The organism is Micromonospora sp. NPDC002389 (assembly GCF_040296095.1).
GTDB lineage: Bacteria > Actinomycetota > Actinomycetes > Mycobacteriales > Micromonosporaceae > Micromonospora.
Genome location: NZ_JBEOWP010000002.1, coordinates 293,519 through 305,843 on the forward strand (window position 1 = coordinate 293,519; position 12,325 = coordinate 305,843).

At 72.7% G+C, this 12,325-nt stretch carries 16 protein-coding genes; 9 read left to right on the forward strand and 7 right to left on the reverse strand.

All coding sequences use genetic code 11. The features are described 5' to 3' along the window. Positions 1–27 precede the first annotated feature (27 nt). On the reverse strand, positions 28–657 hold the full coding sequence (gene cofC / locus ABT008_RS04595) for a 2-phospho-L-lactate guanylyltransferase (protein WP_350693607.1): 630 nt from the start codon (positions 655–657) through the stop codon (positions 28–30). A gap of 129 nt (positions 658–786) precedes the next feature. Here cofC and ABT008_RS04600 point away from each other — a divergent pair, with 129 nt between their 5' ends. From ABT008_RS04600 to ABT008_RS04620, 5 genes are all read left to right on the forward strand, one after another. Further along, on the forward strand, positions 787–1,524 hold the full coding sequence (locus tag ABT008_RS04600; RefSeq protein WP_350693608.1) for a lysophospholipid acyltransferase family protein: 738 nt from the start codon (positions 787–789) through the stop codon (positions 1,522–1,524). Between the two features lie 126 nt (positions 1,525–1,650). Further along, entirely contained in the window at positions 1,651–2,649 is a 999-nt protein-coding gene (locus ABT008_RS04605) for an NAD(P)H-dependent glycerol-3-phosphate dehydrogenase (RefSeq protein WP_350693610.1), read from the forward strand. Positions 2,650–2,663: 14 nt separating this feature from the next. Then, positions 2,664–3,812, forward strand: a complete 1,149-nt coding sequence (locus tag ABT008_RS04610; protein ID WP_350694064.1) for a cystathionine gamma-lyase — start codon at positions 2,664–2,666, stop codon at positions 3,810–3,812. Beyond that, positions 3,812–4,663, forward strand: coding sequence for a putative protein N(5)-glutamine methyltransferase (locus ABT008_RS04615; protein WP_350693611.1), 852 nt, complete (start codon positions 3,812–3,814; stop codon positions 4,661–4,663). The genes ABT008_RS04610 and ABT008_RS04615 overlap by 1 nt, the downstream gene beginning before the upstream one ends. A gap of 38 nt (positions 4,664–4,701) precedes the next feature. After that, positions 4,702–5,754, forward strand: a complete 1,053-nt coding sequence (locus ABT008_RS04620; RefSeq protein WP_350693612.1) for an ROK family protein — start codon at positions 4,702–4,704, stop codon at positions 5,752–5,754. Between the two features lie 37 nt (positions 5,755–5,791). Here the strand turns inward: ABT008_RS04620 and ABT008_RS04625 are convergent, their stop codons facing one another. The 3 genes from ABT008_RS04625 to ABT008_RS04635 all read right to left on the reverse strand — a co-directional run bounded on the left by ABT008_RS04625 (position 5,792) and on the right by ABT008_RS04635 (position 7,588). Then, the gene (locus ABT008_RS04625; RefSeq protein WP_350693614.1) at positions 5,792–6,376 is read right to left on the reverse strand and encodes a hypothetical protein; all 585 of its coding nucleotides are present in this window, start codon (positions 6,374–6,376) and stop codon (positions 5,792–5,794) included. A 161-nt stretch (positions 6,377–6,537) separates the two neighbouring features. Then, positions 6,538–6,738, reverse strand: coding sequence for a DUF397 domain-containing protein (locus ABT008_RS04630; RefSeq protein ID WP_350693616.1), 201 nt, complete (start codon positions 6,736–6,738; stop codon positions 6,538–6,540). Positions 6,739–6,742: 4 nt separating this feature from the next. After that, on the reverse strand, positions 6,743–7,588 hold the full coding sequence (locus tag ABT008_RS04635; RefSeq protein ID WP_350693617.1) for a helix-turn-helix domain-containing protein: 846 nt from the start codon (positions 7,586–7,588) through the stop codon (positions 6,743–6,745). A gap of 275 nt (positions 7,589–7,863) precedes the next feature. On the opposite strand from ABT008_RS04635, the gene ABT008_RS04640 reads away from it, so the two are divergent. Next, positions 7,864–8,100, forward strand: coding sequence for a hypothetical protein (locus ABT008_RS04640; RefSeq protein ID WP_350693618.1), 237 nt, complete (start codon positions 7,864–7,866; stop codon positions 8,098–8,100). Positions 8,101–8,245: 145 nt separating this feature from the next. Beyond that, positions 8,246–9,352 carry a D-alanine--D-alanine ligase family protein gene (locus ABT008_RS04645; RefSeq protein ID WP_350693619.1) on the forward strand — a complete coding sequence of 369 codons (1,107 nt, stop codon included), beginning with the start codon at positions 8,246–8,248 and terminating at the stop codon, positions 9,350–9,352. Between the two features lie 54 nt (positions 9,353–9,406). Here the strand turns inward: ABT008_RS04645 and ABT008_RS04650 are convergent, their stop codons facing one another. Continuing rightward, positions 9,407–10,027 (reverse strand): DUF3515 domain-containing protein, encoded by a 621-nt coding sequence (locus ABT008_RS04650; protein WP_350693621.1) that lies wholly within the window; start codon positions 10,025–10,027, stop codon positions 9,407–9,409. Beyond that, positions 10,028–10,261, reverse strand: a complete 234-nt coding sequence (locus ABT008_RS04655; RefSeq protein WP_088646044.1) for an Lrp/AsnC ligand binding domain-containing protein — start codon at positions 10,259–10,261, stop codon at positions 10,028–10,030. It lies immediately after the preceding gene. 166 nt (positions 10,262–10,427) lie between these two features. Here ABT008_RS04655 and ABT008_RS04660 point away from each other — a divergent pair, with 166 nt between their 5' ends. Continuing rightward, positions 10,428–11,366 carry a thiamine-phosphate kinase gene (locus ABT008_RS04660; protein ID WP_350693623.1) on the forward strand — a complete coding sequence of 313 codons (939 nt, stop codon included), beginning with the start codon at positions 10,428–10,430 and terminating at the stop codon, positions 11,364–11,366. Between the two features lie 41 nt (positions 11,367–11,407). Further along, entirely contained in the window at positions 11,408–11,875 is a 468-nt protein-coding gene (locus tag ABT008_RS04665; protein ID WP_350693625.1) for a GNAT family N-acetyltransferase, read from the forward strand. Positions 11,876–12,091: 216 nt separating this feature from the next. Here ABT008_RS04665 and rpmB read toward each other — a convergent pair whose 3' ends face one another. Further along, a complete protein-coding gene (rpmB, locus tag ABT008_RS04670; RefSeq protein ID WP_093401721.1) occupies positions 12,092–12,283 on the reverse strand; it encodes a 50S ribosomal protein L28 in 192 nt (63 codons plus the stop codon). Positions 12,284–12,325: the final 42 nt, after the last annotated feature.

Sequence of the window (12,325 nt, forward strand, 5' to 3'; positions counted from 1 at the left end):
TCCAGCACCGTACACCGCAGGGGTGGCTCAGCCGGTGAGGCAGCCGGCGGCCAGTCGTGCGGTGCGCGGCCCGAGCCCGAGCCGGGCGGCGGCGGCCAGGTCGTCCGGAATGTCCACGTCTCGGCGCAGGCTGGGCCAGTCGCCGGCCAGCGGCCGGGCGCCGCTCGCCGCGTGCGCCGCAGCCGAACCGGGCCCGAAACACGGCCCGAGGGGCACGCCGGCCGGCGCGGTCAGCAGCACGGTGCCGGTACCCGGCGCGTCGGCCACGAAGCAGCGGACGCCGGGCGGGGCGTCCCGCGCCGCGCGCAGCGCCGCCGCCAACTCGACCGGACGCAGCGCCGGAAGGTCGGCGGTGATCCCGGCCACCGGACCGGACACCTGTGCCGCACCGTGCCGGAACGCGCCGTTGAGTCCGGCGTCCGCGACGTCGGCCAGCACCCGCGCCCCGGCCGCGAGGGCCTCGGCCCGGACCCGGGCGTCGTCGGTGACCACGAGCACCTCGACCACCTCGGGACAGGCCCGCACCGCGTCGAGGGTGTCGGCCACGAGCGCCAGTGCCAGCTCCTCGTGGGGTACGCCGGGCAGCCCGCCACGCAGCCGCGACTTGGCGGCGACCAGGCGTTTGACCGGCACCACCACGCTCCAGGGCTGACTCACACCTGTCATCCTGCCAGCCCGGCGGCGGTACCCTCACTGGCCGTACCAGGGGCGAACAGGCATGATTTCGGCTGCGGGCGTCACCGGATCTCTCCGGTGGGCGGGTCGGGGTGGGCACGAGGAGGCACGGTGGGTCGGCGCAGGCTGGGGTTCTGGCGGAGGTTCGCCGTGGTGCTGGTCAAGCCGGTGGTGACCGTCTGGACCCGGCGTACCTGGCGGGGCATGGAGCACCTGCCGCAGGACGGTCCGGTGATCATCGTGGCGAACCACATCTCGCACGCCGATCCGCTGGTGTCGGCGCACTTCGTCTACGACGCCGGCCGGTGGCCGCAGTTCCTCGGCAAGGCGAGCGTGTTCAAGGTCCCGGTGGTCGGCTGGATCCTGCAACGGTGCCGCCAGATCCCGGTGGAGCGCGGCTCGGTCGACGCGGCCAAGTCGCTGGAAGCCCTGGTCAAGGCGCTGAACGAGGGCGCGGCGGTGATCATCTATCCGGAGGGCACCACCAGCCGGGAGCCGGACCTGTGGCCGATGAAGGGCAAGACCGGCGCGGCCCGGCTGGCGCTGACCACCGGTGCCCCGGTCGTGCCGGTGGCGATGTGGGGCCCGGAGCAGATCTTCGACCCGCGCCGTGCCCGGCTCAACCCGCGCCCCCGAATCCCGGTCAGCGTGGTGGCCGGTCCGCCGGTCGACCTGAGCCGCTGGGCCGGAGCCGCGCCGAGCCGGGCGGTGCTGGAGGAGATGACCGACGTGATCATGCTGCGGGTGCGGGACCTGCTCGCCGAGATCCGGGGCGGCACACCTCCGCCGCTGTGGCAGCGCACCTCCCGCACCAACGCCAACGCCGACCGCCCCGAGGCGACGTCATGAGCGAACGTGAGTCTCGTGGCGGCACGCAGCGAAGCGGAGTGTCGGCATGAGCGAGCGTCAGCGAGTGAATCGTCAGCGCAGTGCGGTGGTGTCTCGTGGCGGCACGCAGCGAAGCGGAGTGTCGGCATGAGCGGACATGTGGCGGTGCTGGGGGCCGGGTCGTGGGGGACCGCGTTCGCCAAGATCCTCGGTGACTCCGGACGGGACGTCACGATCTGGGCGCGGCGGCAGTCCATCGCCGACGTCCTCCGGGACGAGCGGTGCAATCCGGAGTACCTGCCGGGAGTGGTGCTGCCGCAGCGGGTCACCGGCACCGGTGACGCCGCCGAGGCGATCGAGGGCGCCGAGATGGTGGTGCTGGCGGTGCCGTCGCAGACGCTGCGCGGCAACCTCGCCGAGTGGGTCGGTCACCTGCACCCCGACGCCACCCTGGTCTCGCTGATGAAGGGCATCGAACTCGGCACCACCAAGCGGATGAGCGAGGTCATCGTGGAGACCGCCGGGGTGGCGGCGGACCGCGTGGTGGTGGTCTCCGGGCCCAACCTGGCCCCGGAGATCGCGGCCGAACAGCCGGCCGCCACCGTGGTCGCCGGCACCGACGCCGACCGTGCCGCGCAGGTGCAGCACTCGATCACCACGCCGTACTTCCGGCCGTACACCAACGACGACGTGATCGGCTGCGAGCTGGGCGGGGCGGTGAAGAACGTGATCGCCCTGGCGTACGGCATCGCCACCGCCATGGGGTTCGGTCACAACACACGGGCGATGCTGGTCACCCGGGGACTGGCCGAGACGGCCCGGCTCGGGGTGGCCCTCGGTGCCGACCCGCTCACCTTCGCCGGCCTGGCCGGCATGGGTGACCTGGTCGCCTCCTGCTCGTCGCCGTCGGCCCGCAACCGCACCTTCGGCGAGCACCTGGGTCGGGGCGCGACGCTGGAGGAGGCGCGGGTGGCCACCCGGCAGACCGCCGAGGGTGTGAAGAGCGCCCTGGCGATCCGGGACCTGGCCCGCGCGCACGGTGTGGAGATGCCGATCACCGAGCAGGTCGAGCTGGTCTGCCACGAGGGCGTCGACCCGCGGCGCGCCGTCCGGGCACTTATGAGCCGCACCACCAAGCCGGAGTGAGCCGCGTGGACGAGATGCCTTCCCCTTCCCCCGAGCAGGACGACCGGACGTTCGGGTCGGCCGGTGACGGCACCCGGTGCGTACACGCGGGTCTGCCCGAGCCGACGCCCGGCGCGCCCTTCCTGCCCGGTCCGGTCTTCGCCGCGCCGTACCACCTGGATCCTCGGCAGGGACCGGCGGCGGCGCCGAACGGCTACGGGCGGCCGGACAACCCGACCCGTCGCCTGCTGGAGGCGGCGATCGGCGAGTTGGAGGGCGGCGACTGCCGGGTCTTCGCCAGTGGCCAGGCGGCGATCACCGGCCTGCTGCTGGCGGTGCTGCGGGCCGGTGACACCGTGGTGCTGCCCGCCGACGGCTACTTCCCGGTGCGCGCGTTCGCCACCGACACGCTGGCCGGCAACGGGGTCCGGGTGCTGTTCGCGCCGACCGCCGGGCCCTACCCGGACTTCACCGGGGTACGCCTGGTGCTGGTGGAGACGCCGGCCAACCCGGGACTCGACGTGGTGGACCTGCCCGTCCTGGCCGAGCGGGTGCACGCGGCCGGTGCCCTGCTGGCGGTGGACAACACCACCGCCACGCCGCTCGGTCAGCGTCCGCTCGACCTCGGCGCGGACCTGGTGGTGGCCTCCGGCACCAAGGCGTTGACCGGGCACTCCGACCTGCTGCTCGGCTACCTCGCGACCCGGTCGACGCCGTTGCTGGAGCAGGCCACCGCCTGGCGGACGGTCACCGGTTCGGTGCCCGGGGCGTTCGACGCCTGGCTGGCCCATCGCTCGCTGGCCACGCTCGACCTGCGGCTGGCCCGGCAGACGGCGAACGCCCAGGCGCTGGCCCGACTGCTCGCGGCCCGCCCCGACGTGTCGGGGGTGCGCTGGCCGGGACTGCCGGACGACCCGGCGTACCCGGTGGCGTCGCGGCAACTGCGGCGGATGCCGGGGGTGCTCTCCTTCGACCTGGCCGACGCCGACCGGGTCGCCCGGTTCCTCGACGCGGCCCGGCTGGTCGGGGCGGCGACCTCGTTCGGCGGCCTGCACACCACCGCCGACCGGCGCGCGCAGTGGGGCGACGACACCGCACCCGGCTTCGTCCGGCTCTCCTGCGGGGTGGAGGACACCGTCGACCTGGTCGCCGACGTCACGGCCGCGTTGGACGCGGCAGCCTGATGGAGCCCGTCTCCCCGGCCGAGATCGACGCCCTGGCGCGCCGGCTGCGGGAGGCCGGTTGTGTCTGGGCCGAGGACGAGAGTCGGCTGCTGGTCGAGGGGGCCGACAGCCCGGAGACGTTGGTCGGGCTGGTCGACCGGCGGGTCGCCGGCGAACCGTTGGAGTACGTGCTCGGCTGGGCGGAGTTCTGCGGCGAGCGGATCGGCGTACGGCCGGGGGTCTTCGTGCCCCGGTCGCGTACCGCGCTGCTGGTCTCGGCCGCCGTGGCGGTGACCGGACCGGGTGCGGCCGTGGTGGAGCTGTGCTGCGGTTCCGGTGCGGTGACCCGGGCGCTGGCCGGTCGGCTCACCGCGCCCCGGCTGGTGGCCGCGGTCGACCTGGATCCGGCGGCGGTGGCCTGCGCCCGACGGAACCTGGCCGACCTGGCGGTGCCGGTGCTCTGCGGTGACCTGTTCACGCCGCTGCCGGCCGCCTGTCGGGGTGCCCTGGACCTGGTGGTGGCGAACGCCCCGTACGTGCCGACGGCGGCGCTGCCGTTGCTGCCGCCCGAGTCCCGTCGGTACGAGGCGCCGGTGGCGCTGGACGGCGGCCCGGACGGCTTGGCGGTGCTGCGCCGGGTCGCCACCACCGCGTCGCGCTGGCTCGCCCCCGGCGGGCACCTGGTGGTGGAGGTGGGCGAGGACCAGGTGGACGAGCTGTGGGCGGTGCTGACCGGGGTCGGTCTGGTGCCGGAGGTGCTCCGCGACGCCGATCTGGGGGCAACCGCGATGACCGCCTGCCAGCCGGTCCGTGCCGGACACCGGGACGGGAACGGCCCGGCAAGCATGGCGGGCCGGCGGACCGAGAACTAACCTCGCGTCAGGTTCGGACGGCGGGAGGCGGGTTTCGGGTGAGTGGCGCAGCGGTGCCGGTGGTCGTCGGGATCGACAACGGAGGAACGAGCAACAACACCACGGTCCTGACCCTCGACGGGCGGTTCCTGGTGGACGAGCTGGTGGAGACGCCCAGCGAGGTGCAGGCCGGGCCGGAGGCGGCGGTGGCGGCGATGGCACGGGCCTTCGACGGCGTGCTGACCCGGACCGGGGTGCCTCGCGAGTCGGTCCGGGCGGTCGGGCTGGACACACCGGGCCCGGCCAGCGCCACCGGGGTGATCTCGTCGAAGGGCTCGACGAACTTCTCCCAGCCGGCCTGGCGCGGGTACGACGTGCGGGGCGCGTTGGAGCGCCGACTCGGGCTGCCGGTGGTCTATCACAACGACGGCAACGCCGCCGCGCTCTACGCCCACCACGTGCACTTCGGTGCCGACGCGATGCGGCGGTCGTCGGTGTCGGCGATCGTCGGCACCGGGCTGGGCGGCGGCGTGGTGGAGAACGGCCGGGTGGTGTCCGGCGCGGCCGGCATGGCCGGTGAGCTGGGGCACGTGCAGATCCCGCTGACCACCGTGCTGGCCCCGGAGCAGCCGGTGCCGACCTGCGCCTGCGGTTTCGCCGGTGACGTGGAGAGCGTGGCCTCGCTGACCGCGATCGGTCGCAACCTGTTGCCGTACTGGCTGACGCGCTTTCCGGGGCACCCGCTGGCCGACGAGTCACCGGCTCGGGCGGCCAAGCTGGTACGCGGGTACGGCGAGCGCGGCGACGAGATGGCCCGGGAGATCTTCGCGCAGCAGGCGCGGGCGCTCGGCGCGCTGTTCACCATCGCGGCGAACTTCACCGATCCGCACGCGTACTTCGTCGGTGGTGGCGTGGTGGAGACGGTCCCGGAGTTCCGCGACTGGTTCCTCACGGCGGTACGCGAGCACACCGCGCTCCGCACGGAGCAGGCCGCTCTGGCCACGTTCGCGTTGGTGCCGGAGCGCGACATGGCCGGTGCGCGGGGCGTCGCGCTCGCCGCGCTGGAGGCGGCCCGGGACCTGCCGGCACCACTGCCGCTGGTCGGCGACTGACCTCGGCCGCAGGTGGGCGACTGATTCCGGCCGCCGGTCAGCCCAGTCGGACGTCCTCGATGGCCGGGAAGTCGTACCAGCTCAGAGAGAAGGGCTCGGTGGGGGACGGGGACACCGGGAAGACGCCCCACGTGTCGGTCGACTGTCCTGGGGCGACGGTGACCGTCTCGCCGGCCCGTTCGGCGGCACACCAGGTGTCGGTGGGGCGTACGGTGCGGCCGTCGGCGAGGGTCAACGCGGAGGAGTTCAGGTCGTCCTCGCGGCTCGGGCAGCTCAACGGCCACGGCAGCAGCGAGTCGTTGCGGTAGCGGAAGGTGAGCCGCAGCGTGCCGGCGGAGGTCTCGGCACCGGTCAGCGTGAGGCTGAACGACGACTGCTGGTAGATCTGGCGGTCGAGCCGGTACGTCTGCCGGTCGGTGCCCGCCGGGGGCGGCGAGGCGTCGTCCGCGTCCCGGGCGGGGGTGCCGCTGCGGTCCGTCGCGTTCTCCGGGCTCTGGTCCGACCCGGCCTCGACGGAGGGCGACCGTGGATCGGCCAGGTAGTAGCCGGCGAGGGAACCGATGATGGCGAGACTGGCCGTCGCCACGACGACGGCGGTCAGGACGCCGTACCTTCTCTCCACACGGACCCCCGGCTGCTGGGCGGCAACGTCGGCCGTGAAGGTAGCACCGGTGGGGAAGCGCGTCGGCACCCGAGCCGGGGCTGACCGGGCCGGCGGTGCCCTTACCGGCCCGGTCAGCGGTCCTGGGTGTGGTGGTACGGCTCAGAGGGTGCGGACCCGGTTCAGTGGGTCGGGGGCGACTGGGCGAAGGCGGTCCAGGCGGTCGGCGGGAAGTGCAGCAGCGGGCCGTCCGGGTCCTTGGAGTCGCGTACGGCCACCGTCCCGGGAACGACCGCCACCTCCACGCAGGCTCCCTCGTCGCCGCTGTGGCTGCTCTTGCGCCACCCGGCCACGGCCACCACGGTGTTGGTCGTCGGTGTCATTCTCTTACCGTCCCTTCAGGGTTTTCAGCAGGAGGTCACGGCTGTCCGTCGGGCTGAGTGCGACAGTCCGCAGGTGTTCCATGATCTTGGTGCAGGTGCGCAGGTCACCGGGCCGATCCAGGATCATCTGGCCGGCGACGGTCTCCACCGAGGCGATGATCGGGTCCTCCGGGTCGGCGAACTCGAGGATGTGCAGCGAACCTCGGGTCCCCCGGTGGTAACCGGCGACCAGCGGGATCACCTGCACGGTGATGTTCGGCAGATCGCTCATCTTGAGCAGATGGTTGAGCTGCCCCTGCATGGCCGACTCGTCGCCGACGGGACGCAGCAGCGCCGCCTCGTCGAGGATCGCGTCGAAGATCGGCGGGTCCTGCTCGAAGACCTGCTGTTGCCGGTCGAGCCGCAAATGGACCCGCTCCTCGACGTCGTTGTCGCTGAGCGTGTGCGGTCCGCCCCGCATCACCGCGCGGATGTAGTCGGCGGTCTGCAACAGACCCGGCATCACCGACGGCTCGAAGTTGGCGATGCCGGTGGCCTCGGCCTCCAACGCGATGAAGTCGATGGTGCGCCGGTCCAGCAGGTACGAGTACGAGACCCACCAGCCGGGCTTACGCGCGTCCTTGGCCAGCGCGACGGCCGCGGCTACGTCCTCGGCCTTGACGCCGTAGAGCGTGAGCAGCGCCCGCACGGTGGCGGGGTTGACCAGTGTCTGCGCGTTCTCGTAGCGGGAGAGCGTGCTACGGGTGCTGTTGATCTCGTCGGCCGCGGCCTCCAAGGTGAGGCCGGCGGCTTCCCGGTGGTGGCGCAGCGCGAGGCCCAACCGGCGAGCGCGAGCGGTCTTCGGTGCCATGCATCGATGGTCGCACGTATTTGGGACTCTGTACATGAGAGAACGTCGGTGAGAGTTGCATTCATGCCCATGGACCTGTCAGTCTGTTAGCGCGTCCTCACCGCCGGTTGTCGTGGCGACGGTGGTGGTGAGCGACCGGAGGGGATGGGGCGCGCGGCGGTCGGGTTATTCCCCCGTACCCGACCGCCGCGTGCCGCGCCAGTTGTCGGCCACCGGAAGGGAATCGACGTGCTAACTGGTCAGCGGGTGTGCGCCGAGCGCCTCGGCGGCCGGCGATGACACGTTTCCTGGTAGTCCTGACCGACGTCCGTCCGTACGAGATGGACGGTCGCAACGAGCGGGTCGCCCCGGAGCGCCGACGTCAGGTCGTCGGCGCGAGCAGCCGGGAGGCGGCGGACCGGATCGCCGGCGCGTTCATGGCCCTGGGCATGGTGCGCGCGGGCCGACAGCGGGTCAAGGTGATCGCCATCGGTCGGCGGCACGCGTTCGGCGAGCGGGAACTGGTCGGCTGATCTCGCGCGGTAACGCACCGTATGTAACGCGTTGACCGAATGCTGTCATCCCGTGTTCCCGCAGGGTATCGGCCACCCGGCCCCGCCACGCACAGTAAGGTCATCCGGGAGAGCGCCAGCAGTGCGTCCCGGAAAGGTGACCGCAGTGACCACCCCAGGCAAGACCCGCGTGGCGATCGTCTTCGGCGGCCGCAGTCCGGAGCACGGCATCTCCTGCGTCAGTGCCGGGAGCGTGCTCGCCGCGCTGGACCCCGACGAGTTCGAGGTGGTGCCGGTGGGCATCACCCGGGCCGGGCAGTGGGTGCTGACCAACGGCGACCCCGCCCAACTGGCGATCAGCGCGCGTCAACTGCCGGAGATCACCGCAGCGTCCGGTGTGGACGTCGTGCTGCGCGCCGACCCGACCGGCAGTGGTCTGCTGGTGCTCGACCCGGCCGACGGCCCCCGCGCACTGGCCGATGTGGACGTGGTCTTCCCGGTCCTGCACGGCTCCTACGGCGAGGACGGCACCATCCAGGGCATGCTGGAGATGGCCGGCATCCCGTACGTCGGGGCGAAGGTGTTCGCCTCGGCCGCCGCGATGGACAAGGAGTTCACCAAGAAGCTCTGCGCCGCCGAGGGCATCCCGGTCGTCCCGTCCGCAGTGCTGCGCAGCGGGATGACGCTCAGCGAGGCGGACAAGGAGCGGCTCGGCCTGCCGGTCTTCGTCAAGCCCTCCCGGGCCGGGTCCTCGTTCGGCGTCAGCAAGGTCAGCGACTGGGCGGACCTGGAGGCGGCGATCGCCTTCGCTCGGGAGATCGACAGCAAGGTGCTGGTCGAGGGCGCCATCGTCGGTCGCGAGATCGAGTGCGGCGTGCTGGAGGGCGAGGCCGGCGGGACGCCCGAGGCGTCCGTGCTCGCCGAGGTGCGGGTGGTCGGCGACTACGAGTTCTACGACTTCGAGGCCAAGTACATCGACGCGGCGTCCGCCTGCGAGTACGACCTTCCCGCCGACCTGCCCGACCGGGTCACCCGGCAGGTACGCGACTACGCCGTCCGGGCCTTCACCGCCCTGGACTGCGCCGGCCTGGCCCGGGCCGACTTCTTCGTCACCCCGGAGCTGGACGTCTATCTCAACGAGATCAACACGATGCCCGGCTTCACGCCGACGTCGATGTTCCCCCGGATGTGGGCGGCGGCCGGCCTGGAGTACCCGAAGCTCGTCGACCGGCTGATCCGCACCGCGCTCACCCGCGGACCTGGGCAGTACTGAGTCCCCACCGACGAGGCGGGCCGCCCTCGGGGCGGCCCGCCGTCGGCAGGTGGGTCAGGCGGTGCAGCCGGTGGGCTTCGAGTCGCCCGACGGGATCGACTCGACGATGGTCGCGGAGATCGGGGCGGCCCACTGCAACGCCTCGCCGTAGAAGTGCGGCACCCGTAGGGTCACCTCCGTCTCCCGGTCGACCGTGGTCAGCTCCGTCGCGTCCGGCCCCTCCACCGCAAACCAGCAGACCGAGTTGACCAGGTAGAGGTGCGCGTCGCGGGCCAGGGCGGGCCGGTCGGCACCGCAGGCCACCGTCAACGCCGGATCGCCGTACGCGGCGTTCTGCTCGGGACCGGCCGAGACCGGCCGTTGCGGCAGTTCGCGGACCGTCTCCGGCAACTGTGACAACAGGGCACGACAGACCACGGTCGGTCGTTCGGCCAGCTCCGGAGCCGCCATCTCGACCGGGGTGGTGGACCGGGGAGCGGCCGTGCTCGGTGACGCCGTGGGTGCGGCGGCCGGCTCGCTCGACGGGAGATTGGCCCAGGCGACCGCGCCCACCAGCAGCGCCACCGGCAGCGCCACGGCGGTGGCGATCAGCGCGGCGGAGCGGTTCGTGCGGTCGGGCGCCTTCGCGCCCTCGGAGCGGTCCCCGTCGGCCGGCTTCTCGGTGGTCTCGTCCACTTACAGTCGCACCACCGAACAGGTCAGGGTGCGGGTGATACCGGGCACCATCTGCACGTTGCTGACGATGAGCTTGCCCAGCTCATCGACGGTGTTGGCCTCGGTGAGCACGACCACGTCGTACGGCCCGGTGACGGCGTCGACCCGGACCACACCGGCGAGATCCGCGATGAGACCGGCCACGTCACGTGCCCGACCGACCTCTGTCTGGATGAGGATGTACGCCTGTACCACGCTCGACCTCCCTCCGTCGCCGCCGTCAAGCGGCCCGAAGGGAGAAAGTACCTTACGGACCAGGGGTGATCCCTATCGGTGGCCAAGGAGAAGCAGTGAGCGAGCGAGCTGAGCGGCTCAACGCGACGACGTCCCCCGTCGGCACGGGGCGTGACGGAGCGGCGGCGTGAGCGTGGCGGGTGTCGGCGAGTTCGGGCTGATCGACCGGGTGACCTCCCGCCTGTCGTACGGCTCCACGGTGCTGCTCGGCCCCGGTGACGACGCGGCCGTCGTCGCCGCGCCCGACGCCCGGGTGGTCGCCTCGACGGACGTACTGGTGGAGGGGCGACACTTCCGCCGGGACTGGTCCGGCGCGTACGACATCGGGCGCCGGGCGGCGGCGGCGAACCTCGCGGACGTGGTGGCGATGGGCGCCGACCCGACCGCGCTGCTGGTGGCGCTCTGCGTGCCCGCCGACGCGGCCACCGACTGGGTGGAACAGCTCGCCGACGGGCTCGGTGCCGAGGCGGCCGAGGTGGGCGCCAGCGTGGTGGGCGGGGACATGTCGGCCAGCCCCACCCTGACCATCGCGGTCACCGCCCTGGGTGACCTGGGCGGTCGTGCCCCGGTGACCCGGAGCGGTGCGCGACCCGGGGACCTCGTCGCCCTGGCCGGTCGCACCGGGTACGCGGCGGCCGGGTTCACCGTGCTCTCCCGAGGATTCCGGACGCCCCGGCTGCTCGTCGAGGCGTACCGGCGGCCGGAGGTGCCCTATCCGGCCGGGCCGCAGGCCGCCCGGCTCGGTGCCACCGCGATGATCGACGTCTCCGACGGGCTGCTCGCCGACCTCGGGCACGTGGCGAAAGCCAGCGGGGTGACCGTCGACCTCACCCGGGACGCCTTCGAGGTGCCGCCGCAGATGCGGGACGCCGCGCAGGCGCTCGGCGTCGACCCGTACTCCTGGTTGCTGGCCGGTGGCGACGATCACGCCCTGGTGGCGACCTTCCCGCCGACGGCGGCTCTGCCCGCCGACTGGCGGGTGGTCGGCCGGGTCGGGGAGGGCTCCGGGGTGACCGTGGACGGGCGACCGTTCGACGGTCCGGGCGGCTGGGATCACTTCCGGTGACCCCGCCCGGTAAGGGGCAGGTTGGGTCGTACCCTTTACCTGTGCAGCAGATCGAGATCCACGTGGTGCCCTTCGACTCCCCGGTCGCGCAGCGGTTGATCATCGCCGCGCTGGCCGATCTGGGCGCCCGCTACGGCGGCAGCGGCGACGAGACCCCGGTCGACGCCGACGAGTTCGCACCCCCGGCCGGGGCGTTCCTGGTCGCTCACCTGGACGGGCAGCCGGTCGGCTGCGGCGGCTGGCGCAGTCACGGCGACCAGGGCGACACCGCCGAGCTGAAGCGGATGTACACCGCGCCGCAGGCCCGTGGCCGAGGGGTGGCCCGGACGGTGCTCGCGGCCATCGAGCGCTCGGCCCGCGAGCACGGCCGCAAGCGGCTCATCCTGGAGTGCGGCGACCGGCAGCCCGAGGCGATCGCGATGTACACCGGTGCCGGCTACGAGCGGATCCCCAACTTCGGCTTCTACGCCGCCGAGCCCGGCTGCCTGTCGTTCGGCCGCACGCTCTGAGATGTTCTGAGATGTAAGGAGGGGTCCCCTGCTAACGCCTGGTGTATAGCAGGGGACCCTTCCTAACATCAGTGCCGGCGCGACGTCGATGCCGCCGCTGCGGTGCCGGCGCGAGTCGGTGCCGGCCGTGCCGGCGGTGCGGACCTCCCGGGCGCGGACACGACGATGCCGGTGGGCCATCGGCCCACCGGCATCGAACGACAGTGTGATCCCGCGTCAGGCGCGGGCGACCTTGCCCGCCTTGATGCAGGACGTGCAGACCTTCAGCTTCTTGGTCGTGCCGCCACCGGCGGGGGTACGCACCGACTGGATGTTCGGGTTCCAGCGGCGGTTGGTCCGCCGGTGCGAGTGGGACACGTTGTGGCCGAAGCCCGGTCCCTTGCCACAGACGTCGCACACGCTAGCCACGGGATACTCCTGGGTTTGAAACGTTCATGAGGTCGCCGGCAG